The following is a 24,373-nucleotide window of genomic DNA, read 5'->3' on the forward strand; positions in this document are numbered from 1 at the left end:
CAGCGAATCCATTACGCATGAGGACAATGAACTTGCTCAAGGTCGCCTGTCTCACGGGGTTGTTGGCGGTGCTGTCATCGGTGAGCGCCAGTGCGCAGACGGTGATCGAATCCGCGCCGGGGCGTTACTTCATATCGCCCACGGGGAATGATCAGTGGAGCGGGAAATTGCTGGGGCCGAATCCCACAAGGACGGATGGGCCATTTGCCACGATCGGTCGTGCGCTGGAGGAGATGCGCAAGCAGCCGCTGAAGTGCACGACGTATGTGCGCGGCGCGGTGTATCTGCTGCCGCAGCCGATCGAGATCAAGCCGGAGGATTCGGGTCACGCGCTGGTGGCGTATCCGGGCGAGAAACCGATCCTGAGCGGTGCGATGGCGGTGAAGGGATGGAACAAGGCGACGAACGAGATCTGGGTGGCGAAGATCCCGGAGGTGCAGACGAAGCGACTGTTCTTTGGGCAAGTCTGGTTAAACACAGAACTCCAGACGCGCGCGCGGTATCCGAACATCGATCCTGCGAAGCCTTACACGAGCGGTTGGAACTTCACGGTGAGTGACGGACCGGGCATCGGTGCGACGGGGGCCTTCATCTCGCGGATCAATAATGCGGGGGATTGGGTGGAGTGGGCGGTGGAGGCGCCGGTGGCGGGTAATTATCGCATCGCGTTTCTTTATGCGGCGCAGAATGCGCAGGCAGGGTTCAACAACATGGCGGGACGTTGCTCGATACAGGTGGGCTCCGAACCGCCGGTGATGGTGCAGAATCTGCCGGACAGTGCGGTGGCGCGCTGGAGTGTGGTGGCGACATTACCACTGGCGCAAGGGCCGCAGATCATCCGCTGGAACAACGTGCAGGGCGGTATACTGAATCTGGATGCAATCGCGCTGAGCGATGATCCCGCATGGAATGCCGCGATGAGTGCCACGGGCCCGGCACTGCAAAGACCGGTGGCAGGACGGCAATTGCTGGTGGTGCAAGCGGAGGCTATGGCGGGCGCAAATGCGAAGGACATGGTGAAGCCGGCCTTGGCGACGGGATCGACACGGGGGAAATTCCAATTCCGCGCCGGTGATCTGAAGGAGTATGTGAAGTCCCCGGAGACAGAGATCCACATGTTCCCCGGAGCAGGACAGGCGAACACGATCATGCAGGTGCGCCTCTATGATCACGACAAGCGCACGGTGATATTGCAGCCGAACAGCAACTCGGGCTTCGACATCCTGCCGGGCAATCGTTACTTCGTGGCGAATGCGTTCGAGGAACTGGATGCGCCGGGCGAGTGGTATCTGGATCGCACGTCAGGGAATCTGTATTACTGGCCGCCGCGTCCGACCTTCCAAGATCAGACATTGTATGCGCCGGTGCTGGACCGCTTGATCGAGTTCAAGGGCGATCCGGCGAAGGGCAAGTGGGTGGAGGGTTTCACCATGAAGGGCTTCGAGTTCCGTCACACGACTTATTCGCGCCTGACGCAAGTCACAGCCCCAAATGATGCAGCGATCTGGCTCAGCGGTGCCAAGCAATGTGTGATCGAGAGCAATCGCTTCCTGAACCTTGGCGGATATGCGGTGCGTCTGGAGAACAAGTCCACGGCGAATGAGATCGTGGGCAATGAGATGATGAACTTGGGGCAGGGCGGCGTCCTGTTCTTCGGCCCCGCGACATCACAGGCCACGAGTAATCTGGTGGCAGGAAATTGGATCCATCACATCGGTGAAGTCTACAAACATGTGGCAGGTGTGTTTGCTCAATCGGGTGGCGGCAATCGCATCGCGAACAACTTGTTCGAGCATCTGCCTCGTGCGGCGATTTCCCTAAAGAGTGTGGATGCGACGACTTACTCGCATACGAACATCGTGGAGTATAATGACATCCAATTCACGAATCTGGAAACGGCGGACAGTGGAGCGATCGATGTCACGGGGCGGCATCGCAAAGACACGGGCAACGTGATCCAATACAATCGCATCCGTGATACAGGCGGCCTGAACACGGACACGGAAGGCAAGTTTCGTACGCCTTATTTCACATGGGGTATCCAACTGGATGAATACGCCAGCGGCACGACGGTGAAAGGAAACGTGGTCATCCGCAGCGCATTCGGCGGTGTAGGTGTGCTGGGTGGAAAAAATAACCTGATCGATAATAACATCTTCGTGGATGGCAGCGAGCATCAGGTCTTTTTTCAGGCGGCGGATGCTTCCAGCGTGAGCAACCGTTTCACGCGAAACATCGTCTCCTACAAGGAAGGCCAGGCGAACCTCATCCAGCACGCAGGTAATTGGTCGAACACGATGCTGGGGCAATCTGATCGCAACCTTTACTGGCAGGTGCAAGGGCCCAATGCTTTTGTCGGGAACAAGACGACGCCACGCGGTCCTTTGAAGACATGGCAGGCGGCGGGCTTTGACAAGAATTCCATGGTGGCCGATCCGCAGTTCATGAATCCGACGCAAGATGTTTACCAGCCGGCAAATGCTTCACCGGCCAGGCAGCTTGGCTTCGAGAGCATTCCGTTGGAGAAGATCGGCTTGCAGGGTTATTCGCGTTCATGGAAAAAGAAGTGAGCATGAAGCGACTTCTTCATCCTTGGCGATGCCTTCTCTTGTTTGTTTGTGTGTCCGCGCAAATGGTCTGTTCAGGCGCTGAATACAAGGTGGCGAATGTGGTTGAGTTTCCTAAGATCCAGAAAGCGCTGAAACCGGGGGACACGCTGGTGTTGCAGAATGGAACTTGGGCGGATGCCAACTTGCTCTTCGATGCGCAAGGCACAGCGGAGAAACCGATCACGCTGAAAGCGGAGACGCCGGGACAGGTGATGCTCACGGGCAAGTCGCGATTGCGAGTTGGTGGACAACATCTGGTGGTGGAGGGGCTGTGGTTCAAGGATGCGGGTGATCGCAAGGATGATGTGATCGAGTTCCGGGCGAATTCGAATAAGCCGGCAGTGAACTGCCGTGTCACGGCTTGCGCCATCACGGACTACAACCCGCCGAACAAAAAGCAGGATTACAAATGGGTCTCCATGTATGGCACAAGCAATCGGGTGGATCACTGCTACTTCTCCGGCAAGCTGCATGCGGGCACTACGCTGGTGGTGTGGGTGGGAGAGCAACCGAATTATCACCGTATCGACCATAACCATTTCGGGCCGCGTCCGCGACTGGGGCAGAATGGTGGCGAGACGATCCGCGTCGGCACCAGCGATGTCTCCATGAACAACTCGCGCACAGTGGTGGAGTTCAACCTGTTCCAGGAATGTAACGGCGAGGTGGAGATCGTCTCGAACAAATCGTGTGAGAACATCTATCGGCACAACACGTTTCTGCATTGCGAGGGGGCGATGACCTTGCGCCATGGCAACCGCTGCGTGGTGGAGGCGAATTACTTTCTCGGTGGAAATCGCAAGAACACGGGTGGCGTGCGGATCATTGGGGAAGATCATCGCGTGGTGAATAACCTGTTCTCGGAGTTGGGTGGTGAGGAGGCGAGGTCGGCACTGACGTTGATGAACGGACTGAAGGATTCGCCGCTGCACGGATATTTCCAGGTGAAGCGGGCTGTGATCGCGTTCAATACGTTCACGAATTGCAAATCGTCGGTGCTGATCGGGTATGTGAGCGATAATCCGAAGGGGGCGGATCTGCCGCCGGTGGATTGTGTGTTTGCGGGTAATCTGATGGAGGCGACACAAGCTGCTTTGATTAAGGCTGACACTGCGCCGCTTAATTGGAAATGGGAGGAGAATGTGGCGGTCGGTAAGTTAGGTGTTCCAGCGGTCGAGGGCATCAGCGAGACGAAAGGCAAAACAGTCTCTGGTTTTCCGGAGATCACAGAAGACATCGAAGGTCAGCGGCGTGGGGGAAAGAAAGATGTAGGTTGCGATCAGAAGTCCGATGCGGCAGTGAAGTATAAGATTTTGACGAAGGAGACGACGGGGCCGGGGTGGATGGGGGAGAGGTGAGCTTCGTTAAAACGTTTGCTTGTGTTTTTGCGTGTTAGACGTTAATGTCTAACAGTATGAAAAGCGTAACTACGCGCGAGTTTTATCATAATGCTGGCTTGGTGGACGGGCTCCTTGCAGGGGAGCAATTGGTGGTTACATCCAATGGGAAACCAAAATTTTCGGTTACCCGCATAGCTGACCAGCGTCCCCGTATGACGACGAAGAAGGCGAGAGAATCAGCTTTCGGCAATCCGGCTGCGTCAAAGTTTGACGGAGTTGGGTTTCTAAAAACGCTTAAGAAATGAAGGTGTACGCTGACACATCGTGGTGGCTGGCATATAAGTGCCGGTTGGATGCGCATCACGAACTGGCCACCTCAATTTTTGATTCATATCAAGATGCGGAAATCGTATGGACACCCTGGCAGCGGGTGGAGGTGTTTAACAGTTTCCGTCAAGCTGAACGGTTTGGTCTGCTTGGGAAAGGCGACTCGCAACCGTTGATAAGTGCCCTGCAACAAGAGGTAAAGCTGGGCTATTGGCCGCATGTTGAATTCGATTGGACTAATGCCATCCGGTTGGCAGGGGAAATCAGCGCCAAGCATTCAGCTTCGATGGTCATCCGGGGTATGGACCTGTTTCATGTGGCGATAGCCCGCGAGCTTTCGGTAGATGCGTTCCTTTCATTTGATGAGGAGCAGATTGCTTTGGCCAAGGCCAGTGGTTTGAAATTGCTTAAGCTTACTAAAACAAAACGCTGAAGCGCGGCTCTCCTTTGACAATCCGCCCGGCCTTGTTAGGTTGCTCGGCATGGAAGCGTTGCACGCACCTTGGCGGATTGAATACATCCTGGGCCCGAAAGGCCCGAAGGATGGACGCTCCATTTTCACACAGATCGGTGAGTCCAGCGATGATGTGGGGAACTACGTCATCGCCCGCGGCAAGACGTGCTACGCGGTGCTGAACCGTTATCCGTATAACGGCGGACACATCATGACGGTGCCTTACAAGCAAGTGCCGGATTTTAATGATCTCACGGATGCGGAGATGCTGGAATTAATGCAGCTCACGCGGCGTTGCCAGGCGGCGCTCACGCAAGTGATGAAACCGCATGGATTCAATATCGGCGTGAATCTTGGGCAGGTCGCAGGTGCGGGTATCGTCGAACACTTGCACATCCACATCGTGCCGCGCTGGAACGGAGATGTGAACTTCATGCCGGTCACGGGCAGCACATCTATCATTCCGGAAGCGCTGGCAGATACCGCTGCGAAACTTCGCGCAGCATTGTTGAACCTCTGATATCTTTCTTTGTTTATGGCAGAAGAAACCATTCATTTTGAGAACCCTCGTCTTGTGCAGCAGTTGTTCGGGAACGACACGCAGAATCTGAAATCGCTCGAAGAGCAATTGAAGGTTAAGGCGACGACACGCGACGGCTGGGTGAAGCTGGAGGGCGAGGCGGAAAGCATCGAGAAGGCAAAGGAGATGTTCGCCATTCTCGATGAATCGATGAAGGCAGGCTCGCAAGTGCGCAGCCGTGAGTTCAATGCCGCGCTCGGTGTCGTGAAGGCAGAAGGCGTCGCCGCTCTGCGCAGCCTGATGAATGAACGCATCCACACGTCTCCGGCGAAAGGCTCGATCACGCCGAAGACCGTGGGACAAAAGATGTATGTGGAAGCCATCCGCAATCACGACGTGACATTCGGCGTTGGGCCCGCAGGCACAGGCAAGACTTACCTTGCGATGGCCATGGCTACGTCTGCTCTGCGTGCTGGCAAGGTGAGCCGCATCATTCTGACGCGTCCTGCAGTGGAAGCCGGTGAGGCGCTTGGCTTCCTCCCTGGTGATCTGCACGAGAAGCTCACACCGTATCTGCGGCCGCTTTACGATGCGTTGCATGATATGCTGCCGCCGGAGGAATTGGAGAAGCATCGGGAGCGCGGTGTCATCGAGATCGCGCCGCTGGCCTACATGCGTGGTCGCACGTTGAACCACGCATTCATCGTGTTGGATGAGGCACAGAACGCGACTGCGGAGCAGATGTTCATGTTCCTCACACGCTTGGGGCATAATTCCAAGGCTGTCATCACGGGTGATCCGACGCAGATCGATTTGCCAAACCAGAAGAAGTCCGGACTGGTGGAGGCTGTGCATGCGCTGAAGAAGGTGCCGGGCATCGGCTTTCAAGAATTTACGAAGCAGGACGTGGTGCGGCATCCGCTGGTGCAACGCATCATCGCGGCTTACGAGAAACATCGCGGCAGTGCGCGCAACGAATGAGCAACGAGCTGCAACTCCGCAATCGCCAGAAGACCAAAGCAATCGACGCCAAGTTGCTGAAGATGGTGACGCGTGCATTGCTGGTGGAGGAACTGGCGCTGAAGACATATCAACTCGGCATCCATCTAGTGGAGCCAGAAGAGATGGCTCAAGTGAATTGGGATTATCTCCAGCACGAAGGCTCCACCGATGTCATCACCTTCGATTACCGCGATGAAGTTCCGCCGGGCGAAGTCGCACCAGAACTGTATGGTGAACTCTACATCTGCGTGGACGATGCACTGAAACAGGCGAAGGAATTCAAACAGCACTGGACGGAAGAACTCGCACGCTACGTGGTGCATGGAGTGTTGCATCTGCGCGGTTACGACGATCTGGAGCCCGCAAAGCGCAAGGTGATGAAAAAAGAAGAGAACCGGCTGGTGAAAGCGCTGGCGGAAAAGTTCGCGCTGAAGAAGCTGGCTAAGAAATGAGCGCTACGATTCATCGCCATGGATGAGCGAGCATCAGGCATCATCTTGCGCACACGCCCGCTCACAGAGACGAGCCTCATCGTGCATTGGCTGACGCATGGACATGGTCGTGTGGCGACGGTGGCGAAAGGCGCACGCCGTCCGAAGTCCGCTTTCCGCGGCAAGCTCGATATCTTTTACCAGGCGGACTTTTCTTTCCAACGCAGCCGCCGTTCCGAGCTGCATAATCTTCATGAAGTGAGCCTGCGTGAAACGCATGCCGCGTTACGCTCAGATATCGGACGCGTGCAACAGGCCGCCTATGCCGTGGCACTGATCGAGCAAACGACTGAGACGGAGACGCCGCTTGATGAAGTCTATGATCTCATGCTTGGCTTTGTGCAGCATCTGGCGATGAATGGTGCCAAACCGGCGAATGTGTTGGCCTTTGAATTGAAACTGCTGGAATTGCTTGGGCAAAGTCCGCAGCCGGAAGAGATCAAAATGGGTAGGAGCGCTCAGGCTTTGATGGCTGCCTTGCAAGATTGTGAATGGGCGCAACTAGCAGAGGCGGAACTAACTGTGCAACACATCTCCGAATTGCGGCAGTTTCTCCACGGATTCCTGATCTATCACCTGGACCGGATTCCTCGGGGGCGCAATGCGGCGATCGAGGCCTAAGTAGGAAGGTGCACGCCTTACTTGTTGGCCGGCGAAGCGATCGAATTGGACGTTGAAGTCACTTCCTGCTGCAACGCATAGCGCAAGGCGGATAATTGGCTAAGCTCGGCTTCCAGTGCTTTTTGCTGGTTCGCCAGTTTGGTGATGTCTTCCTCGAAATTCTTCATCTTGCCGCGATCTGGCGCACCTTTCTTGCCACGCAGCACACGGCGTTTTTCGCGGATGACATCTTCTTCGGTTGCAAGCTGTTTGAGGGTGGCCCGCAACTGGCGTTCGCGCAAAGCTACGGCATCGATGCGTTTTGAAGTGGAGTTTAGCCGGGCATAGTCATCCGCTTTTTGAGCGTTGTACGGATACTTGCTCTTCAGCGGCTCGGGCAGATCTTGCAGCTTCACCCGGAGATGTCCCTTGTCGTGTTTGAGAAGCAGGTCCACAGGAGAATTCAACAGTACGGAAACATTGGTCAATTTGTTCGTGCCAATCTGCAAACTGGGCAAAACCTCATCTGCACCTAAGGACGATAGAGAAGTCATCAACCATGCGGCAAACGCTATGGCGAGCAGGGATAAGTGTCGTCCTTCTTTCATACGAGTCACTGACCTTTCTACTCCGATGCGGAAGGAATGCAACGAGGTTTGTGAGGAGTCTTAGAACGGATTGCTCTTCCCACCCTTGCCGAACTTCTTCCCGCTCTTCTTGCCTTTGCCGTAGCTGGTTGATTTGCCGGCATTGGAGCGGCCACCGCCTTTATCACCACCAAGGAATGTACGTTTCAATTCGTTGATCTGGTCGCGCAGCAGGGCGGCTTTCTCGAATTCCAAATTGTTCGCAGCTTCGAGCATTTCGCCTTCGAGTTGGCGGACAGTCTCTGTGACATCGAACTCCGGCTGCTTGTCGCGCAGGAAAGCAGTGGCCTTGGCGGTGACTTCCTTCTGTGAGGACAGGCTTTCCTCCACAGCCCGGCTGACACCCTTGGGCGTAATGTTGTGTTCCTTGTTGTATTCGAGCTGCCGCTTGCGGCGATACTCGGATACGGCGAGGAACTTCTGGATGCTCTGCGTCATCACATCCGCGTAAAGGATGACGCTGCCATTCAAGTGACGTGCTGCGCGGCCTGCTGTCTGGATGAGACTAGTAGCTGAGCGCAGATAACCTTCCTTATCTGCATCAAGAATGGCTACGAGCGAGACTTCCGGGAGATCGAGACCTTCACGCAAGAGGTTGATGCCGACTAACACGTCGAAATCACCTTTGCGCAAAGAGCGCAAGATTTCCACGCGCTCAATCGCATCGATCTCGCTGTGCAGATAGCGGACGTTGATGCTGATCTCCCGCAAGTAATCGGTGAGTTGCTCCGCGCTGCGTTTGGTAAGCGTGGTAACGAGGACACGCTCTTTCGCTTCTACGCGCTTACGCACTTCTTCGATGAGATCATCGATCTGGCCTTTAAGCGGCTTGATGGTGACGGGCGGATCGACAAGGCCCGTTGGGCGCACGATGAGTTCCACGACGCGTTGGCCGGACCATTGCAATTCCTGCGCGGCAGGTGTGGCGCTGACGTAAACCACCTGGTCGTGCAACTTCTGAAACTCATCGAAGTTCAGCGGGCGGTTGTCGAGTGCGCTCGGCAGGCGGAAACCATGTTCCACCAGCACGCCTTTGCGAGATTTGTCACCCGCATACATGCCGCCGATCTGCGGGACGGTGGCGTGGGATTCATCGATGACGAGCAGGAAATCGCGCGGAAAGAAATCGATGATCGTCGCCGGGCGTGAGCCGGGCGGGCGTTTTGCGATGTGGCGTGAGTAATTCTCGATGCCGGAGCAGAAGCCCATTTCCTCCATCATCTCCAGATCGTATTCTGTGCGCATCTTGATGCGCTGGGCCTCGAGCAGCTTGCCTTCCTTCTCAAACCACGCGATGCGTTCGCCCAACTCTTCGCGGATGCTGAGGATGGCGCGTTTCAATTTCTCTGCAGGCGTGACGAATTGTTTGCCGGGATAAACGGTGATGGCGTCAAACTGTTCCAAGGTGTCGCCGAGCAATGGATCGAAGCGCGTGATGCGATCGATCTGATCACCGAAGAATTCAATGCGCAAACCGTCTTCGGTATAGCCGGGGCGAAGCTCCACGGTGTCACCTCGCACGCGGAATTCGCCGCGTTCAAAGGCGATATCGTTGCGGCGATACTGGATGTCCACGAGGCGGCTGAGGAATTGGTCGCGCGAGATTTCCTGCCCCACTTTGATGGGGATGACCATCGCTTCGTAGTCTTCCCGGCTGCCGATGCCGTAGATGCAGGACACGCTGGCGACGACTACCACATCGCGCCGGGCAAAGAGCGAGCTCATGGTGGAGAGGCGCATGCGCTCGATCTCCTCATTGATGCTCGAATCCTTCTCGATGAACGTGTCCGTGCGCGGGATGTAAGCCTCTGGTTGATAATAATCGAAGTAGCTGACGAAATATTCGACGGCGTTATCCGGGAAGAAGCCCTTGAACTCCGCGTAGAGCTGCGCGGCGAGCGTCTTGTTATGCGAGATGACGAGCGTGGGGCGGTTGATCTCCTTGATGACGTTCGCCATGGTGAACGTCTTGCCGGAACCGGTCACGCCGAGCAGCGTCTGGTGCTTCGCGCCCGCCTGCAGCCCTTGAGTCAGCTTCGCGATGGCTTGCGGCTGATCTCCGGCAGGTTCGTAGGGCGCGACGAGTTTGAACATGTGAGCCGGAAAACTACGGCGCGAGCGGGGGAGTGTCAAACGGTGGAAAGTGGCTGAAATCGTGTTCAACCTGTTGATGATCAATCCCAAGGGGAGTTCTTAGCTGTTCTTGGAACTACGGGTTTTCCCCTATTTTCGTAGCACGCTTGTCACAATAATTTCGCTGGCGGTGTGTCAAAAATGGAGCAATATGCTCACCAACTGATGTTGACGAGTCTGAAAGTGGCACGCCTGTTGGTCCACCAGCAAGGTGATTATGGTTTGCGTCTGGCCCGCACCGACGAAGAAGTCGCGGCGGCCCAAGCGCTGCGTTTTGCTGTCTTTAATCTGGAGTTAAACGAAGGTCTCGAAACCTCCTATCAGACCGGTCGTGATTCCGATCCTTTTGATGCCGTCTGCCATCACCTCCTCGTCGAGCATCTGGAGACGAAGCAGATCGTCGGCACCTATCGCCTGCAGATGGGCAACACGGCGGCTCAGAACCTTGGCTACTACAGCGAGCAAGAATTTGATTTCGGCCCTTACGAAGTAAATCGCGCCCAGATCGTGGAACTCGGTCGCGCATGTGTGCACAAGAATCACCGGAACCTCGCTGTGCTTGGGCTGCTCTGGAAAGGCATCGCGGATTACGCACGTGAGTTTGGTGGACGTTATTTGATCGGTTGCAGCTCACTCACCTCGCAAGACCCTGCGGATGGCGCGAGCATGTACACCCAGCTTGTCCGCTCACATCTGGCTCCCTTGGAATGGCGCACACTGCCGAAGCCAGCGTATGATTGTCCCATGGACAACCTCGCGGCAGACGCCCCCAAGGTCCCGAAGCTCCTGCGTGCTTACCTGACCATCGGCGCGAAGATCTGCGGACCACCCGCGTTGGATCGCCAGTTCAAGACCATCGATTTCCTCACGCTGCTTGACCTTGAAGCGCTTCCGGCGGATGTGAAACGACGCTTTTTGTCTTAATCGTCTTTAAGCTTGGTTCTGCTTTCGATGCTCCCCTCTGTTTGGCCTGTCCGTGCAACGGACTTGCTTTCCCGGCCTGCTCCAGCCAAGTCTTTTAACCGTTGATTGATGAAAGGCTTTTACAAACATCCTTTGCGCGGACTTTGGCGGGGAGCGACGTTCTTGTTCTCCCTGCTGCTCATCGCGTGGGATTTCCGTAGAACGGCAAAGGCTAAAGGCAAAGATCTCACCGTGATGGATCGGGCGCTCTGGTTGCATCGCAGTTGCCGTCGCTATGTCGAGCTGTTGCGCATCGATCTCGAAATCATCGGCCAGCCACCGAAGGACGGTCTCATGGTCAGTAATCACATGGGCTATGTGGACATCATTGTTCTCTGTGCGGTGACCCCGTGCGTTTTTATCTCGAAGAGTGATGTGAAGCGGTGGCCTATCTTTGGCTACTTTGCCGGTGTGGGTGGTACACTCTTCGTGAATCGCGAGAAACGCTCGGACGTTGGCCGCTTGGCCGAGGAGATGCGTGCGATCTTGGATACCGGAGCGCATCTGGCGCTGTTTCCCGAAGGCACAAGTTCTGGCGGGGATACCGTATTGCCGTTCAAGTCCGCGCTGCTCGAACCCATCACCCAGATTGACCTGCCGGTGACGCCTGCGTGTGTCGTCTATTCGCTGCCACCTGGTCACGGGAAGGTGTCTGAGGAAGTTGCCTATTGGGCGGACATGACACTCGTGCCGCATCTGCTAAACATCTTCTCGCTGGAACGTATCGGTGCGAAAGTCGTCTTCGGCGAACCGCGTGTGCACAAGGCGGATCGCAAGCAGTTGGCTAAAGAACTTCATGCTGAAGTGCTCGCCTTGCAGCAAAGCGTGCAAGGTCAGCCAGCCAAGGAGCCTGCATGCGCATCGTGATCACGTGCGGGCCGAGCTACGAGCCGGTGGATGAAGTCCGCCGCCTCACGAATTTTTCCACGGGTGAACTCGGTGTGTTGCTAGCGAACCGGCTCACAGCCGATGGCCATGAAGTCTTCTGCCTGAAAGGCGAAGCGGCTACTTACGCGGGTGCCTGCCGCGCTCATCATCTCATTTCGTTCAGCACGAATGACAATTTGCTCGCCAATCTTCAGGCTATCTCGAAACAAGGTGAGATTGGTGCCGTCCTGCATTGCGCGGCGCTATGTGACTTCAAGGTGAAGCAAGTGCAGAATGCCACCGGTGAAAAACTCACCGAACGCAAAGTCTCCAGCCGGGCAGGGGACCTCACGATCGTTTTGGAACCAGCCAGCAAGGTGATCAGTCACCTGCGCCGTCTGTTTCCCGAGGCCCGTATCATTGGCTGGAAATACGAGCTGGATGGCACGCGTGAAGATGCTTTAGCCAAAGGCCGCAAGCAGATCGAGGAAAACGCGACGGATCTCAGTGTGGTGAATGGGCGTGCGTTCGGCAAAGGTTTTGAAGTGGTTGATGTCAAAACAAGCGTGGCATCCTTGGCGTGCAAGGATGCCATCGTAGATTGGCTTTCAGTGTCTCTGAAGTGATCAAAAGGCAGCAGGCTTACTTGTCATTTGCCCTGATACTCCACATGCCGAGTTGCTTGCTCTGGTCAGAGGAGGTTTTTGCGGGCGGCAGCAGCTCCACATGGCCATCCACGAAGCCATATTGCCACGCTCCATCATGATGCCATTGGGTATATACGGCAGAACTGGAGGCGATCTGTGTTCCGACCTGTGCTTGATAGCGTCCGCCAGCGGAACTCCAACTTGCCTGGTCTACCCATGCAGTGACCGCGCCCACCTTCTGCTCCGTTGAGGTGTTGTTGTTCGAGTAGTTCACTCTTTCTGTCAGAAAGATCGTGCCTTCCGGTTCCAGCACGATGCTGGTATTGACTGCAGGCAGGTTGCTGAGCTTGGTTGCGGTCCAGGCAGAGTTCGTCGTGGTGCTGTTTGGTTTCCACCAACTGCCGACCTGCATGTCCCGTTCGAAATACATGACGATGCCGATGCCCGTTTGGGCGGAAGGATTTGGGGCTTCGTAAAGCGTGCCTCCGTCATTGATGTTCGGCCCGTTGTTGAATTTGTAACGCGGCATGGCATAGGTGCGGAGTGCCCGTCCAACATTATTGTTATTCTCAGGAGCGATCACGAGGCTGGGTACGTATTTATCTCCCGGACAACGCAGCATTTTAGGCGCCCATTTCACATCCGTGGTCCAGTTCATGTTGCCGTCCGTTTTCGGCTGGGCGCTGCCGATGTAGGAGAAGAGCAGTTTGTCCCATGAACCAGCTCCCGCGCCTCCGCCCATCTGCATCCCGGCGTAGGGCAATTTCTCGGCATTGTCGGTGGTGTACATGCCGTTTCCGAGGGCGATCTGTTTGACGTTGCTGGTGCAATTGTTCGCCAATGCACGGGCCTTTGCCTTGGCAAGGGCAGGTAACAGCATGCCGGCAAGAATCGCGATGATGGCGATGACGACCAGCAGTTCGATAAGGGTAAAGGCCAGGCGAAACCGTCCGGCGATGATGTTAGGCAAGGCTGATTTGGGCATAGGTTTATTTGTTGGTTTTAGGGTATTGGGAATCATTGGAGGACGACTTTGCCGGTAGTGGCATCCAGCGTGTAACGTTGACCGGCTGGGGCAGCGGGAAGTGCCTTGATGACACCGCTGGAAACCAGTTCATTCAGATCTTTGACCGGGCCTTGGTTGAGGAGTGCTTGTTGGGCTTCTTCGTAGGCCAGTTGCTCAGCTTCTGTTTTAAAGGCTTTTTGATTGATCTCCCTCGGGGTAGCTCGGAATTCGTTTACCTGTTGCACCAGATGGTTGAGGTATTCCAAATCATTCATGGCATCGCCTTGGCTGTTGATGGGACGCTCCGCTTTGGCGACGTCCAAAGGCAACGGGGTGGCGGCTGCCGCAGGAATTCCTGGAGCCGGAGCCGGGGGGGTGTTTGCTATGGAAGCATCGATGGAAACTGTTTGAGGAGAAGGGCTTGTAGTTTGTTTTTGAGATTCATCGGCGTCCTTGGGAGTGCAAGCGGCAAGGATGAAAAGCACTAACAGCCACAAGGTTTGGAAGTAGCGGTTGGGCAGTGGTTTCATAGGTTTACAACATGGATTTATGTTATATGTAAACCTGTTTAATTGATTAGTTAATAGGCATTTTGTGCTATGTCATTTAATGCAAATAACATTTTCTAATTTGTAAAAGATGTTAGCTCGCTGTTTTTAATCCTCAAAGGATGGTCGAGAAAGCCCGATCTGCGCCTGTTTCTATAGGATTTATTAGTTTTCCTGGTAAATAAAGGAAATGCTATTGAAAGAATAGTTTAACAAATGCTGAAATTGTTAATTTGAAACAGCTTTTCTAATTGAAATTAGGGGGCGGGATTTTACTCCTCAATCCATCCCTAAACTTTCGAGCTTTTCAGCCGCCTGTTCCCAGTTCTTCTGGGCTTGTTCAACTTCGGCCGTTACGTCGGATAGCTCGCGATTGATCGTCATTGCTGCGCCGCTCTTCTCGTAGGTCTCCGGCTTCTCCAGTTCCGCCGCCAGTTCCTTTTGGCGCGCTTCGAGCTTGGTGATCTTCTGCTCCAGATCGTTTACCAGCTTTTGCTGCTTCTTGCGCGCATCGGAACGCGCCTGCCGGTCTTGCGCTTCCACCTTTTTCTGGTCTTTACGTTGATCTTCTTGCTTCTCGGCGGCCTTGGCTTTGGCAGCGGCGGCTTTTGCTGCCGCACCGCTGGCGCCACCCGCTGTCAGACCGGAACGGGCTGAATCCGCCTTCGACTTCTCCAAGTAGTAATCGTAGTTGCCCGAGTAATGCGTCAGCACACCCGCATTCACATGCACCACATGATTCGAGAGCGCCTTGATGAAATACACATCGTGACTGATGAAGATGAGCGTGCCTTCGAATTGCTGCAGCGCGTAGATGAGCGCATCGATGCTCGCCATGTCCAAGTGCGTCGTCGGCTCATCCATCAGCAACAGGTTCGGCGGATCGAGCAGCAATTTTACGAGCGCCAGACGGCTCTTTTCACCGCCGCTCAAGACCTTCACCGGCTTGAACACATCATCACCGCGGAAGAGGAAGCTGCCCAGCAGAGTGCGGATGAATTGCTCCGTCACCTTCTGCGGCGTATCCAGCGCTTCTTCCAGCACCGTGCGATCCGGCTGCAACATCTCAATACGATATTGCGAGTAATAACCGGACTTTACGTTATGGCCCAGCTCGCGCTCGCCTTGTTGCAGAGGCATCGCGGCACCGAGAATCTTCAGGAGCGTTGATTTACCCGCGCCGTTCGGTCCCACCAGCACCACGCGTTGCCCGCGCGTCGCCTCGAAATCTACTCCGCGATAAATGACGTTCTGACCGTAAGCATGATGCACGTCCTTCAACGTGATCACGCGATGTCCGCTCCGCTGCGGCTGCGGGAAGGTGAAGCCGATCTCTGCCGTCGGATCATCCGGCAGCTCGATTTTCTCCATGCGATCGATCTGCTTGAGCTTCGATTGTGCCTGCGCCGCTTTGCTCGCCTTCGCGCGGAAACGATCGGCGAAGAGTTGTAAACGCTCGATCTCCTTCTGCTGATTCTTGTAAGCGGCGATCAATTGCGCTTCGTTCGCCTCGCGCTGCACGAGAAACTGATCGTAATTGCCGCGATACTTGTAAGCCTTACCACCGCGCAGTTCGATGATGTGCCCGATGAGTTGATTCAGGAACTCGCGATCATGCGAGATCATGAGGATCGCGCCATCGTAACCCTTCAGATATTCTTGGAACCAGATGAGCGATTCGAGGTCCAAGTGGTTCGTCGGCTCGTCCAGGATCAACAGATCCGGTTGTTGCACGAGGAGACGGGCGAGATGCGCACGCATCACCCAGCCACCGCTCAGTTCCTTGGCTGGCCGGTCGAAATCTTTTTCCCGGAAGCTCAGGCCCGCGAGGATCTTCTTGGCCTTGGGTTCCAGTTGGTAACCGCCCAATTCCTCATACTGCGCGTGCAGATCGTCTTCGTGTTCGAACTCGCCCAGGTGATCCGCCTCCCACGCCTTCAGCGCCTTTTGCAGGCGCACGATTTCAGGTGAGATGGCCGTGGCGATCTCCAGGACTGTTTCATCCGCCACCGGAGCGCTCTCCTGCGGGAGGTAACCGATCTTGGTGTTGCGCTGGAACTCGATGGTTCCTTCATCCGGCGATTCCTCGCCCAGGATGAGTTTCAAGAATGTGGACTTTCCCGCGCCGTTAGGACCCACGAGGCCCATGCGGTTGTCACGGTTCACCTGCAACGTCACGTCTTCAAACAACGTTCGTCCGCCAAAACTCTTCGATACACCAGAAATCGTCAGCATGACACAAAGCCGAGGATGCTGCTTGCATGAGGGCAGCAGGGCAAGGGGAAAGGTGGGAAATTTACGGACCTGAGGCAGCCTATTTCTTGGCCGATCCGGCCAAATCTTCTTCGATCGCCTTTTCCATCCTGCGGCCCATGCCCTCGATCTTCTTCGTCTCGTACTGAACGGGCGGTTGTGCCGCGATGAGCCAATGGCCGAGATAGGTTTTCAGAACGGGCCCACTGTTGGACACCTTGAATACCCCGCGTTGGATGCTGGCAGGGGAGAATTTCTGGGCCAAAGTAGTTTGCGTCCCGGCGACCGGTTCCGCCAGTTCCGCTTCCGTCACATAAGCTGAGCACAACAGTGCCAGCCCGGCGAAGATGACACAGGTGAACTGCACCGCGCCCGCCACTGCACCCAAGGGAAACTCCGCCTTGCCGAACATCGCTGCGCCCACGAGTTTTTCGCCCAAGGCATTTTTTACGGCGGTGAACGCACCGATCACGATGCCGCCCAGCACCAGATAAACCACCACATATGCCAAGTTCGGCTGGATCTGCATGGAGCTCGCCATAAAGGAGCCCAGATCTTTATAGAAGGTCCCGCAGATGATGACGACTGCGAGCCATTTCAACATCGGCAGCAGCATCGTTGAAAGGCCGCCTTTACGCCCGTAAATCAGGCCGCCGATCAATGCGAACACCATGACCGCGTCAAACCAATACTTGTTGTATGTTCCCATACGTGTTCCTTGTGTGTCTCTGGCGGCAGGATGAAAACCCATTCACCACCGCGCCGCAAGACGAGACACTGCACGTATTTTGCGCTTCAGAACCCGTCTGGGAAATCCAGCTTAAGCCCTTTACGGCTGCCGAATACCTGGCGTCTGCCGCTCTGGTATGAACTCCTTCACATCCAGCGTCCCCTCATGCACCACGCGGATGCGATGCTCTCTTCCTCCCACCTCGCAATACAACAGGCTGTCTGCCTTGCTGTTCACCCGTTGATTCTCGATCACCGGCTTCACCTTGCGCGCCATCGTGATGTTGCTCAGATGCACCGTGACCTCTTGCGTCACCGAACTGAGTCGCGGCACCTCGATGCTTTCGCCGCTCATCCCTTTGCCGATCATCGCGCCCTCGATATAGAACTTATGCACGCCACCCGTGATGCGCAGCGCCTCCGGGCTTTCATTCTCGATACGGATTGTGAACACCGCATCCGTCTCCAACACGCGCGATTGTGTGAAGCGCAGATTCACCAGCTTCACATCCAGCAGCTCCTGGTCAGGCGCCGTCGCACAACCGGAGATCATCAGGCCAGTGACCAGTGCGATTAACGCTGTCAAACAACGGCGTAGGGCGGGCATGATACGATTCAATCCTGTCATATTTCAGTATAGGTTAGAAATGTCCGCATCTTCATTGCCCTTGCCCCTGGTGAGAAGCCGAACTTCGGCCGGGGCAGGGGAATCATAAGTGTTTCAAGGTTGTTCCAAAGTTTTGATGAACTCATCCGCCTTCGCGATGGACGCGTTCATGTCATTGATCAAGCGCGATATCTCCGTCTGGATGCTCGCCGCCTCGCCCTTCAGCGAAGCGATCGCTTGCGCATTCAGATTATGCTTCAGGAACAGCACATGATCTTTGAGCTGCGTCAACACCGGGTCCATGGATTGCTCCGCCTTCTTCAGCGCCGCTGCCATGCTGTCATACCGCGTCCGCGTCTCGATCAACTGCCTGCGACTCGCCGATTGCAGCGACACCGTCGTGATCTCTGCGATCTCAGCCTCCCACTCGCGGAAAAGATCATTCGCCACCGTCTCCATATCCTTCACGCGTTTGTGCACTGAATCCGCCAGTGCCACCGATTTCTTATAATCACCCTCCAACTCGCGATAAGCCGCCTCCAGTTTCCCGCCGTCGTAGCGATACATCTCCTGCAACCGCGTCAACGCATCCTTGAACTGCTCACCCGCCTCCTTCTGCTCATCCCGCGCCGCGATCACCCGTTTCTTCAAGAGATCCCGCTTCGCCACCCCGAACTTCTCCATCGTGGCATAATACGCCGTCTTACAACCGAACGAACCAGACATCACCAGCCCAAGCATCAACCCGCAAAGCCAGATGCCTTTGAGCAAGTTCAACCGGCGAATCGACGCGATGTGCATAAGTGAAGCCATCCCGCACAATCCCCCGAAAGTCAAACCGTTTCACGCCACTCAAGACGGTAGCGCCGAGGTCAGGAGGCGGAACTGATCAGAGGTAGTGCTGGCTGTCCTCAGATGGCCCTTCCCGACTTAGCCACGACACGAGGCTCTAACCAACCCGGTAAGGACCGGCCTGCTTGCCGCCCCCGCCCACTCCACCAGGAACGCAGTCACCCCAATAATGGTAGGGCGAAACTCCGTCGCGGGTTGACCTTTTGCGTCAAGGCACAATGAAAGTTCTCACCTGCTAACGTCGAAGCCCAACGCCTCCTAGCTCTCTTCCATAAGGCTTGCCGAAACGAATCCATCGAATCCCCCAGTAGGGATTCAGCCGTTCATGGTTCTTTTTCCAGGCGCGAAACTCTGAGCTGGAAACCCGAAACCACTTTAACCGGCGGTCATCCCCCTGAAAACCGAACATTGAAAAACTTGAAACTCCTTATCCCGCCCCGCAGCATCTGCCTACCAATGTCGGAAGAACGTGGACCGCGAAAGATCGAATGGGCGCTGCTTGCCGTGATGGCTGCCATGGCCTCGACGGCTGTACTGGCCACCGGCGGTTTTCGGATCGTGGATTTCGCCATCATTGAATACTTCATGGCTGCCGCCTTGGGCATTTCCATCCTGCGGGTATGGTTTCATCAGGAGCCGGTTTTCCATCTCAGCCCGGTATTCTGGGCCATGGCGGTCTTTGTGCTCTACGTTACCATCCGGTTCGCCCTGGCTGACATCCATTATGTGGCTGAGGAGGAGTGGACGCGAATGATGCTGTATGTGGCATTTTTCATCCTCTTCACTTTTCATCTCTTCCGCCCGCAATACACACACGCGTTGCTGCTGACTGTAGCGGTGGTGGCTGTGGGGAGCAGCCTTTACGCGGCTTATCAGTATTTCACGAACTCGAACAAGGTCTGGCATTTCATCCGCCCGGAGATGTTCAACCGGCGTGGTTCCGGCACATTCATCAATCCCAACAATCTCGCCGGCTATGTGGCGGTGTTGTTGCCGATGATGATCGCAGTGGTGATGGTCGCCCGGGTGAACATCATCACCCGGTGTCTTGCGGCTTACGCTGGTTTCATGTTTCTCGTCGGACTGGGGGCTACGGCATCACGCGGCGGCATTTTTGCGGCGGGTATAGGCATGATCGCCCTGGTAGTGATGCTGGTGCGGTTGCCTGCCTTCCGGATGTCAGCCCTGATCATGTTGGCGGTGTTGTTGTTGGGCGGGTTCGCGGTTCTTAGCCGGGCGGATGTAGCCCAGGCGCGTCTGCAAAAGATGCAGAGCACCAACTTGGAGCAGGATGGCCGTTTCCTGGTCTGGCAATCCGCCGAGGAGATGTGGCGCGATCATCTGTGGCTGGGGGTTGGCCCCGGGCATTACGATTCGGTCTTTCCCCAATACCGTCCTGAAATACTTCAGCAGCGCAAGCCGCTCTTTGCGCACAATGAGTATCTCAATACGCTGGCGGATTACGGCATTGTCGGCGCATTGCTGGTGCTGGCTGCCGTTGTGGCGGCAGAGCTGGCATTCCGTTACGGCTGGCGGAATTTGAAGCGGGAATCGACCAGCCGGGATGGTGCCCGCAGCAACCGGCTGGCTTTGCTGATGGGAGGGGCAGCAGGAATCACTGCTGCACTTGCCCATGCCCTGTTCGATTATAATTTTCACATCCCGGCCTATGCATTGCTGCTGATGTTTTTCACCGGTATTTTGGCGGTCGCGTGGCGGACGGATAACACACGGTGGTGGTGGCGTCCCCAACTGTCAGGCAAGGCCGTTCTGACCGCATTGAGCCTCGCCTTGGCGGTCTGGTTCGGGATGCATGCGCACAAGCGGACGAAGGAGGCGGCTTTGCTGGCTGGCGCAGAAAGGACAAAACCCGGTTCGCCGGAACATCTCCAGTTTCTGGAGGCGGCCTTCAAGGTTGAGCCACGGAACGGTTTCACCGCCCATGCCATCGGCGTCCATTACATGACCTTGGCTGCCCTCAACAAGCCCACAGAGAAGGATGCGCTGGAATGGTTCGCAAAGGCGGGGCAGCTCGATCCGCATGATTCCTATGTGCCGCTGCATCAGGCCGTGACGCATATCCTCATCAATGAGACCAAGGATGTGAAATCGTATCTGGACGATGCTGACAGGCTGAATCCCAAGGACTACTATACTCTGGCACAGATCGGGTGGTGCTATTTCCGGCTGATGAATTACGAGGAGGCGATCCGTTACTTTGAACGTTCCTTGCGTTTGCGCGATTATGCCAATCCCACTGCCACCGAGCTGCTTCCGCTGAGCCGCGAGCTTCTGGAGCAGCAACGCCGGTTGAAGCAGCCGTAGCGCTCTAATCTGCCTGGGGCAAGGTCAGGGCATCGATCATCGTCTTGAGGTAGAGCAGTTCCATGCCCACCTGGTCGGGAGCCAGTTCTGGCGTTTCCTCGTTGCCTTCCATCAGGCGTTCCATGATGAAGGCGATCATCGGTGCCTGCGGGTATTCGTTGATCATCTTTTCCACTACGGCATGGTGTTCCGCTTCGGAAGCGTCATCCAGGCTTTGGAGGAGGGCGATGTTGGCATCCTCAGCGTCTTCGATGACTTCGGGTTCGATGGCTGGCAAGGTCGAGCGGGCGCGCAACGAATCGTAGATCAAAGCCGCCAGCAGCATGAGTTCGCTGTTGCCATCCTCGGAATCCCGAACGGTCTGGTCAGCCGCGCCCAGGTAAACCAGCAATGCTGGCTGCTCCTGGGCGAATTGATCCACCCATTGGCTCCAGTCGTCGTCTGAGAAATCAGATTGCTTCTCCCAGACGGCTTCGATCGTTTCGCGTGGCACTTGATTCATCGTACGGCGGACTGAGCTTGCCATTTATTGCTCTGAAAGGAAACGATATAAGGTGAGAATTTAAACCCCGTATCACTGCTTGCGGGCAGTGATGATGCTACGATCTGCCGCTGTCGGAAGATAGTGCATCCCGCTGAACCCTGCTTCCCTCAGCAGGTCGCGCATCTCGCTGAGGGAGTAGCATTTGCCCTCGGTGGAGTGCATCAGGAGCGCGGAGTATTGCGCCACGGGCAGGGGACCTGTCTTGTCTTCGTTGATATGTGCGTCATGCACGATGAGCATGCCGCCGGGCTTGAGTGCGGCATAGGAGTTGGCCAGCAACTGGCGCACTTCAGGGAAATCCCAGTCGTGAAGCACGTTGGAATAGAGGTGCAGGTCGTAGCCGGTGGGCAGATCGCCGGGGATGAACATGTCACCAGCCACGACATCCACGTGGTCGCTGTAGCCGCGGTCCGCCACATTCTTGCGTGCCAGTTTGTCCACGGGTGATTTGTCCAGCACGGTGGCATGGAGGTGCGGATGATGGGCGGTGATGGCGCAGGAGTAGATGCCGGAACCGCCGCCGATATCGAGCAGCCGGGTCAGGCCGGTGGTATCGAGCGCCTTGGCCATGGCGGGGCCGAGATAGAAACCGCGGCAATCCATCGCCGCGGTGAACTGGCTGGCGAAGGGTTCCGTCTCCATCGCCTGCGCCCAGGCTTTTTCATCCTTCAGACCGGACCAATTGGCGGTGCGGCCGGTACGGAGCACACTCTCGTAGTCCTTGGCGATAGGCCGTTCCTTCAGTGAAGCGTAGTAAGGGCCGAGATTGAAATGTGAGCTGCTGACCAGATGCTCAGCCGCAGCAGGTGTCACATGGAATTTACCACCCCGGTTCTCCACCAGGCCCATGGCGCTGAAGAGCGTGAGCATCACATCGGTGGGGCGTAGTTGAAAACCGCATCCGTTACAGATGCCTGCGAGGTCAGCCGGGTTCTTGGAGAGCCAGGTGAAGAAATCCAGCCGGGCAACTGCAGCCGTGAGCAAGTCCACGCCATATAGACCATCGCGTTGACGGTAGATGAAGGTCGGATCAGTTTCCGGTATACGGGTCAGGTCCAGTCGAGACATGCTGTTAAGTGAAGCGGAAAGAGTTCTCTGAGAAAATAGATAATTCGCCGGGGGACGGGGGCAAAGTGTCATTTAACATGCCGGAAAATGACTACTGGCGAGGATTCCTTACGCCATGATTCGAATATTGTCTTGGGGATGAAACCTGGGCCTTGTGGGTAGGATCCGGTCGCCAGTTCAGGGCGGCCATCACCATCCAGATCGCCGGCATCCATCACAAACCAGCGGCCCCACTGGCTTTCCGGCATGGTGACGGGTTTCCAATCGCCGTTGCCTTCATTGTAGAGATAGACGAGCGATTTTGCAGCAGCCTTTTGGAAGTCTGGAAAGAATGAACTGACTACGATATCCAGCCTGCCGGTGGTCCTGAAGTCCGCAGCGATGGCTTTATAGGCGCCGTTCAGTGGCAGAAAATATTTCAAGGCGAAACGATTTTGCCCGTCGTTAAGGTAGATGCGGACGCCGTGATATGGTTTCAGCGGGGCTATGCCACTGAAGTCACCATTATCGCCGTTGGTAGTGAGAACATCCGGATGACCGTCGCCGTTGAAGTCGGCCATTTGAAAGGAGGAGCTTCCCCAAGTTGGCGGCCATTGCAGCAAAGGAATCTCTTTGAAGACGCCGTTCCCTTGGTTTTGCAACCAGTAAAGACCTTCCCAAGCCTGGGCCATGAGGACTACCAGATCTTCCCGGCCATCCTTATCCAAGTCTATGGCCTGTGTCATGGTGGCCCCTGGACGGTCAATAAGGATATGTTCCGCATAGCTGCCGTCACCACGGTTTTCAAACCATGCCAGGTTGCCGAGATTGTTGCCGAAGGAGCATACTACGAGATCTTCACGGTGGTCCCGGTTGATGTCAGTGACCAAGGTGTGGACGGGGCGGTGAAGATTTTTCAGGAGGGATTTTTTTTCAACAGGACCGGCTTTGGGACTGCCAAAGAACACTACTTCACCTTTTGCTTCATCAGAAGGATAAAGGCTGCCAATCGAAGTAAGAAAAAAACCATTGGTGCTGAGCGCCATATGCACCACAGGTTGGTTCAGTTGAATGCCTCCTCCAAGGCGGCCACGGTCATCAAAGAAGAGCAAGTTCCCGGATAATGCGTCAGCCACATAAAGGCGACGGTTGGACGGGTCGATCTTGATCAGGGAGACAGCCGGGGAATCTGCCCGCCAGGCGGAATATTCCCCGCGCAGAGGCGGGCGGGGGGCGGCGGGAAGGGCAGTCGGAGCAGCCTCCATGGCTGCGGGCGCTTCTGATAAATAATAGCGAACCAAGTTTTGCCATTCCTTTTCTGACATTGCGGGGGCGGCAGGAAAAGGGCGTTTCTGTTTTAGCAAGGAACCGCCAGGAGCGATTTCGTAATCAAAGGGTTCCATCCCCATCATCTTCCGCATCTTGGGGAGTATTTCATGCTTCCATGAACTTTGATCCAAGGTGGAAGGCTCCGGGAAGAGGTGGCAGGTGGAGCAGGCGGATTGAGCCAGTGTGCGGGCTTCAAGGGCCGGAGATTTCGAGGCTGTTTCCAACGGGCCGGGAACTTGGCCCTGAACATGACCGATGCAAGCCAAGCATGCCCACAAGATTTTCCATGCCATGCCTCGGATCATAACTATCCGAACGTTTGGAAGCCATAGCATAAATATGGTAGAGGGGGACTCAGTTCGTTGATGAGGATCACTACTGGAGATTCTTTTTCCGCTCGTTTCTTCGTCACATAAAATCCCGGGTGACGGGCTTTGGGGTGGAGCCTTGGACTTGATATTTAAAGACGATACGGAAGGGAAATTTTAAAGCCCTTTCACCCAAAAGGGCTATGGCGGCATCGGGAGCGGCAG

22 protein-coding genes are annotated in these 24,373 nt (G+C 55.7%); 11 read left to right on the top strand and 11 right to left on the bottom strand.

Annotation, left to right across the window (positions count from 1 at the left end; all coding sequences use genetic code 11):
• Positions 1–17 precede the first annotated feature (17 nt).
• The 7 genes from VGH19_08360 to recO all read left to right on the top strand — a co-directional run bounded on the left by VGH19_08360 (position 18) and on the right by recO (position 7,364).
• Positions 18–2,570: a right-handed parallel beta-helix repeat-containing protein gene (locus VGH19_08360; protein ID HEY1171364.1), complete on the top strand. Its 2,553-nt coding sequence runs from the start codon at positions 18–20 to the stop codon at positions 2,568–2,570.
• 62 nt (positions 2,571–2,632) lie between these two features.
• Positions 2,633–3,967 carry a polysaccharide lyase 6 family protein gene (locus tag VGH19_08365; protein ID HEY1171365.1) on the top strand — a complete coding sequence of 445 codons (1,335 nt, stop codon included), beginning with the start codon at positions 2,633–2,635 and terminating at the stop codon, positions 3,965–3,967.
• Positions 3,968–4,250: 283 nt separating this feature from the next.
• Positions 4,251–4,709, top strand: a complete 459-nt coding sequence (locus VGH19_08370) for a hypothetical protein (GenBank protein HEY1171366.1) — start codon at positions 4,251–4,253, stop codon at positions 4,707–4,709.
• 49 nt (positions 4,710–4,758) lie between these two features.
• Positions 4,759–5,250, top strand: a complete 492-nt coding sequence (locus VGH19_08375; GenBank protein ID HEY1171367.1) for an HIT domain-containing protein — start codon at positions 4,759–4,761, stop codon at positions 5,248–5,250.
• A gap of 15 nt (positions 5,251–5,265) precedes the next feature.
• Positions 5,266–6,231: a PhoH family protein gene (locus VGH19_08380; protein HEY1171368.1), complete on the top strand. Its 966-nt coding sequence runs from the start codon at positions 5,266–5,268 to the stop codon at positions 6,229–6,231.
• Positions 6,228–6,704: an rRNA maturation RNase YbeY gene (ybeY, locus tag VGH19_08385; GenBank protein HEY1171369.1), complete on the top strand. Its 477-nt coding sequence runs from the start codon at positions 6,228–6,230 to the stop codon at positions 6,702–6,704. Before VGH19_08380 ends, ybeY begins: the two co-directional genes overlap by 4 nt.
• Before the next feature lie 18 nt (positions 6,705–6,722).
• On the top strand, positions 6,723–7,364 hold the full coding sequence (recO, locus tag VGH19_08390) for a DNA repair protein RecO (GenBank protein HEY1171370.1): 642 nt from the start codon (positions 6,723–6,725) through the stop codon (positions 7,362–7,364).
• Positions 7,365–7,381: 17 nt separating this feature from the next.
• On the opposite strand, the gene VGH19_08395 is transcribed toward recO, so the two are convergent.
• Together VGH19_08395 and uvrB are read right to left on the bottom strand one after the other, a co-directional pair.
• Complete coding sequence (locus VGH19_08395; protein ID HEY1171371.1) at positions 7,382–7,951, bottom strand: hypothetical protein; 570 nt, start codon at positions 7,949–7,951, stop codon at positions 7,382–7,384.
• 60 nt (positions 7,952–8,011) lie between these two features.
• Positions 8,012–10,084 (bottom strand): excinuclease ABC subunit UvrB, encoded by a 2,073-nt coding sequence (gene uvrB / locus VGH19_08400; protein HEY1171372.1) that lies wholly within the window; start codon positions 10,082–10,084, stop codon positions 8,012–8,014.
• Between the two features lie 204 nt (positions 10,085–10,288).
• Between uvrB and VGH19_08405 the strand changes: the two genes are divergently transcribed.
• The 3 genes from VGH19_08405 (at position 10,289) to VGH19_08415 (ending at position 12,579) form a co-directional block, all read left to right on the top strand.
• Complete coding sequence (locus VGH19_08405; GenBank protein ID HEY1171373.1) at positions 10,289–11,047, top strand: GNAT family N-acyltransferase; 759 nt, start codon at positions 10,289–10,291, stop codon at positions 11,045–11,047.
• Positions 11,048–11,155: 108 nt separating this feature from the next.
• Positions 11,156–11,953, top strand: a complete 798-nt coding sequence (locus tag VGH19_08410) for a lysophospholipid acyltransferase family protein (protein HEY1171374.1) — start codon at positions 11,156–11,158, stop codon at positions 11,951–11,953.
• On the top strand, positions 11,941–12,579 hold the full coding sequence (locus tag VGH19_08415) for a phosphopantothenoylcysteine decarboxylase (protein HEY1171375.1): 639 nt from the start codon (positions 11,941–11,943) through the stop codon (positions 12,577–12,579). The genes VGH19_08410 and VGH19_08415 overlap by 13 nt, the downstream gene beginning before the upstream one ends.
• Positions 12,580–12,595: 16 nt before the next feature.
• Here VGH19_08415 and VGH19_08420 read toward each other — a convergent pair whose 3' ends face one another.
• The 6 genes from VGH19_08420 to VGH19_08445 all read right to left on the bottom strand — a co-directional run bounded on the left by VGH19_08420 (position 12,596) and on the right by VGH19_08445 (position 18,544).
• The gene (locus VGH19_08420; protein ID HEY1171376.1) at positions 12,596–13,585 is read right to left on the bottom strand and encodes a prepilin-type N-terminal cleavage/methylation domain-containing protein; all 990 of its coding nucleotides are present in this window, start codon (positions 13,583–13,585) and stop codon (positions 12,596–12,598) included.
• 32 nt (positions 13,586–13,617) lie between these two features.
• A complete protein-coding gene (locus VGH19_08425) occupies positions 13,618–14,136 on the bottom strand; it encodes a hypothetical protein (protein ID HEY1171377.1) in 519 nt (172 codons plus the stop codon).
• Positions 14,137–14,433: 297 nt separating this feature from the next.
• Positions 14,434–16,389, bottom strand: coding sequence for an ABC-F family ATP-binding cassette domain-containing protein (locus VGH19_08430; GenBank protein HEY1171378.1), 1,956 nt, complete (start codon positions 16,387–16,389; stop codon positions 14,434–14,436).
• A gap of 79 nt (positions 16,390–16,468) precedes the next feature.
• Positions 16,469–17,116: a CvpA family protein gene (locus tag VGH19_08435; protein ID HEY1171379.1), complete on the bottom strand. Its 648-nt coding sequence runs from the start codon at positions 17,114–17,116 to the stop codon at positions 16,469–16,471.
• A 120-nt stretch (positions 17,117–17,236) separates the two neighbouring features.
• Complete coding sequence (locus VGH19_08440; protein ID HEY1171380.1) at positions 17,237–17,764, bottom strand: hypothetical protein; 528 nt, start codon at positions 17,762–17,764, stop codon at positions 17,237–17,239.
• Between the two features lie 93 nt (positions 17,765–17,857).
• Complete coding sequence (locus VGH19_08445; protein ID HEY1171381.1) at positions 17,858–18,544, bottom strand: DUF2959 domain-containing protein; 687 nt, start codon at positions 18,542–18,544, stop codon at positions 17,858–17,860.
• A 507-nt stretch (positions 18,545–19,051) separates the two neighbouring features.
• Between VGH19_08445 and VGH19_08450 the strand changes: the two genes are divergently transcribed.
• Positions 19,052–20,920: an O-antigen ligase family protein gene (locus VGH19_08450; GenBank protein HEY1171382.1), complete on the top strand. Its 1,869-nt coding sequence runs from the start codon at positions 19,052–19,054 to the stop codon at positions 20,918–20,920.
• A gap of 4 nt (positions 20,921–20,924) precedes the next feature.
• Here the strand turns inward: VGH19_08450 and VGH19_08455 are convergent, their stop codons facing one another.
• From VGH19_08455 to VGH19_08465, 3 genes are all read right to left on the bottom strand, one after another.
• Entirely contained in the window at positions 20,925–21,422 is a 498-nt protein-coding gene (locus VGH19_08455) for a hypothetical protein (protein HEY1171383.1), read from the bottom strand.
• Between the two features lie 72 nt (positions 21,423–21,494).
• A complete protein-coding gene (locus tag VGH19_08460) occupies positions 21,495–22,532 on the bottom strand; it encodes a methyltransferase (protein HEY1171384.1) in 1,038 nt (345 codons plus the stop codon).
• A 68-nt stretch (positions 22,533–22,600) separates the two neighbouring features.
• Complete coding sequence (locus VGH19_08465; protein ID HEY1171385.1) at positions 22,601–24,133, bottom strand: FG-GAP-like repeat-containing protein; 1,533 nt, start codon at positions 24,131–24,133, stop codon at positions 22,601–22,603.
• Between the last annotated feature and the right edge of the window lie 240 nt (positions 24,134–24,373).

The sequence above is a fragment of the Verrucomicrobiia bacterium genome (genome assembly GCA_036405135.1).
Classification (GTDB): domain Bacteria; phylum Verrucomicrobiota; class Verrucomicrobiia; order Limisphaerales; family JAEYXS01; genus JAEYXS01.

Bases quoted from the DNA above. Each gene is read 5' to 3' on its own strand.
- VGH19_08360 (HEY1171364.1), top strand. From the start codon at position 18: ATGAGGACAATGAACTTGCTCAAGGTCGCCTGTCTCACGGGGTTGTTG.
- VGH19_08365 (HEY1171365.1), top strand. From the start codon at position 2,633: ATGGTCTGTTCAGGCGCTGAATACAAGGTGGCGAATGTGGTTGAGTTT.
- VGH19_08370 (HEY1171366.1), top strand. From the start codon at position 4,251: ATGAAGGTGTACGCTGACACATCGTGGTGGCTGGCATATAAGTGCCGG.
- VGH19_08375 (HEY1171367.1), top strand. From the start codon at position 4,759: ATGGAAGCGTTGCACGCACCTTGGCGGATTGAATACATCCTGGGCCCG.
- VGH19_08380 (HEY1171368.1), top strand. From the start codon at position 5,266: ATGGCAGAAGAAACCATTCATTTTGAGAACCCTCGTCTTGTGCAGCAG.
- ybeY (HEY1171369.1), top strand. From the start codon at position 6,228: ATGAGCAACGAGCTGCAACTCCGCAATCGCCAGAAGACCAAAGCAATC.
- recO (HEY1171370.1), top strand. From the start codon at position 6,723: ATGGATGAGCGAGCATCAGGCATCATCTTGCGCACACGCCCGCTCACA.
- VGH19_08395 (HEY1171371.1), bottom strand. From the start codon at position 7,951: ATGAAAGAAGGACGACACTTATCCCTGCTCGCCATAGCGTTTGCCGCA.
- uvrB (HEY1171372.1), bottom strand. From the start codon at position 10,084: ATGTTCAAACTCGTCGCGCCCTACGAACCTGCCGGAGATCAGCCGCAA.
- VGH19_08405 (HEY1171373.1), top strand. From the start codon at position 10,289: ATGTTGACGAGTCTGAAAGTGGCACGCCTGTTGGTCCACCAGCAAGGT.
- VGH19_08410 (HEY1171374.1), top strand. From the start codon at position 11,156: ATGAAAGGCTTTTACAAACATCCTTTGCGCGGACTTTGGCGGGGAGCG.
- VGH19_08415 (HEY1171375.1), top strand. From the start codon at position 11,941: ATGCGCATCGTGATCACGTGCGGGCCGAGCTACGAGCCGGTGGATGAA.
- VGH19_08420 (HEY1171376.1), bottom strand. From the start codon at position 13,585: ATGCCCAAATCAGCCTTGCCTAACATCATCGCCGGACGGTTTCGCCTG.
- VGH19_08425 (HEY1171377.1), bottom strand. From the start codon at position 14,136: ATGAAACCACTGCCCAACCGCTACTTCCAAACCTTGTGGCTGTTAGTG.
- VGH19_08430 (HEY1171378.1), bottom strand. From the start codon at position 16,389: ATGCTGACGATTTCTGGTGTATCGAAGAGTTTTGGCGGACGAACGTTG.
- VGH19_08435 (HEY1171379.1), bottom strand. From the start codon at position 17,116: ATGGGAACATACAACAAGTATTGGTTTGACGCGGTCATGGTGTTCGCA.
- VGH19_08440 (HEY1171380.1), bottom strand. From the start codon at position 17,764: ATGACAGGATTGAATCGTATCATGCCCGCCCTACGCCGTTGTTTGACA.
- VGH19_08445 (HEY1171381.1), bottom strand. From the start codon at position 18,544: ATGCACATCGCGTCGATTCGCCGGTTGAACTTGCTCAAAGGCATCTGG.
- VGH19_08450 (HEY1171382.1), top strand. From the start codon at position 19,052: ATGTCGGAAGAACGTGGACCGCGAAAGATCGAATGGGCGCTGCTTGCC.
- VGH19_08455 (HEY1171383.1), bottom strand. From the start codon at position 21,422: ATGAATCAAGTGCCACGCGAAACGATCGAAGCCGTCTGGGAGAAGCAA.
- VGH19_08460 (HEY1171384.1), bottom strand. From the start codon at position 22,532: ATGTCTCGACTGGACCTGACCCGTATACCGGAAACTGATCCGACCTTC.
- VGH19_08465 (HEY1171385.1), bottom strand. From the start codon at position 24,133: ATGGCATGGAAAATCTTGTGGGCATGCTTGGCTTGCATCGGTCATGTT.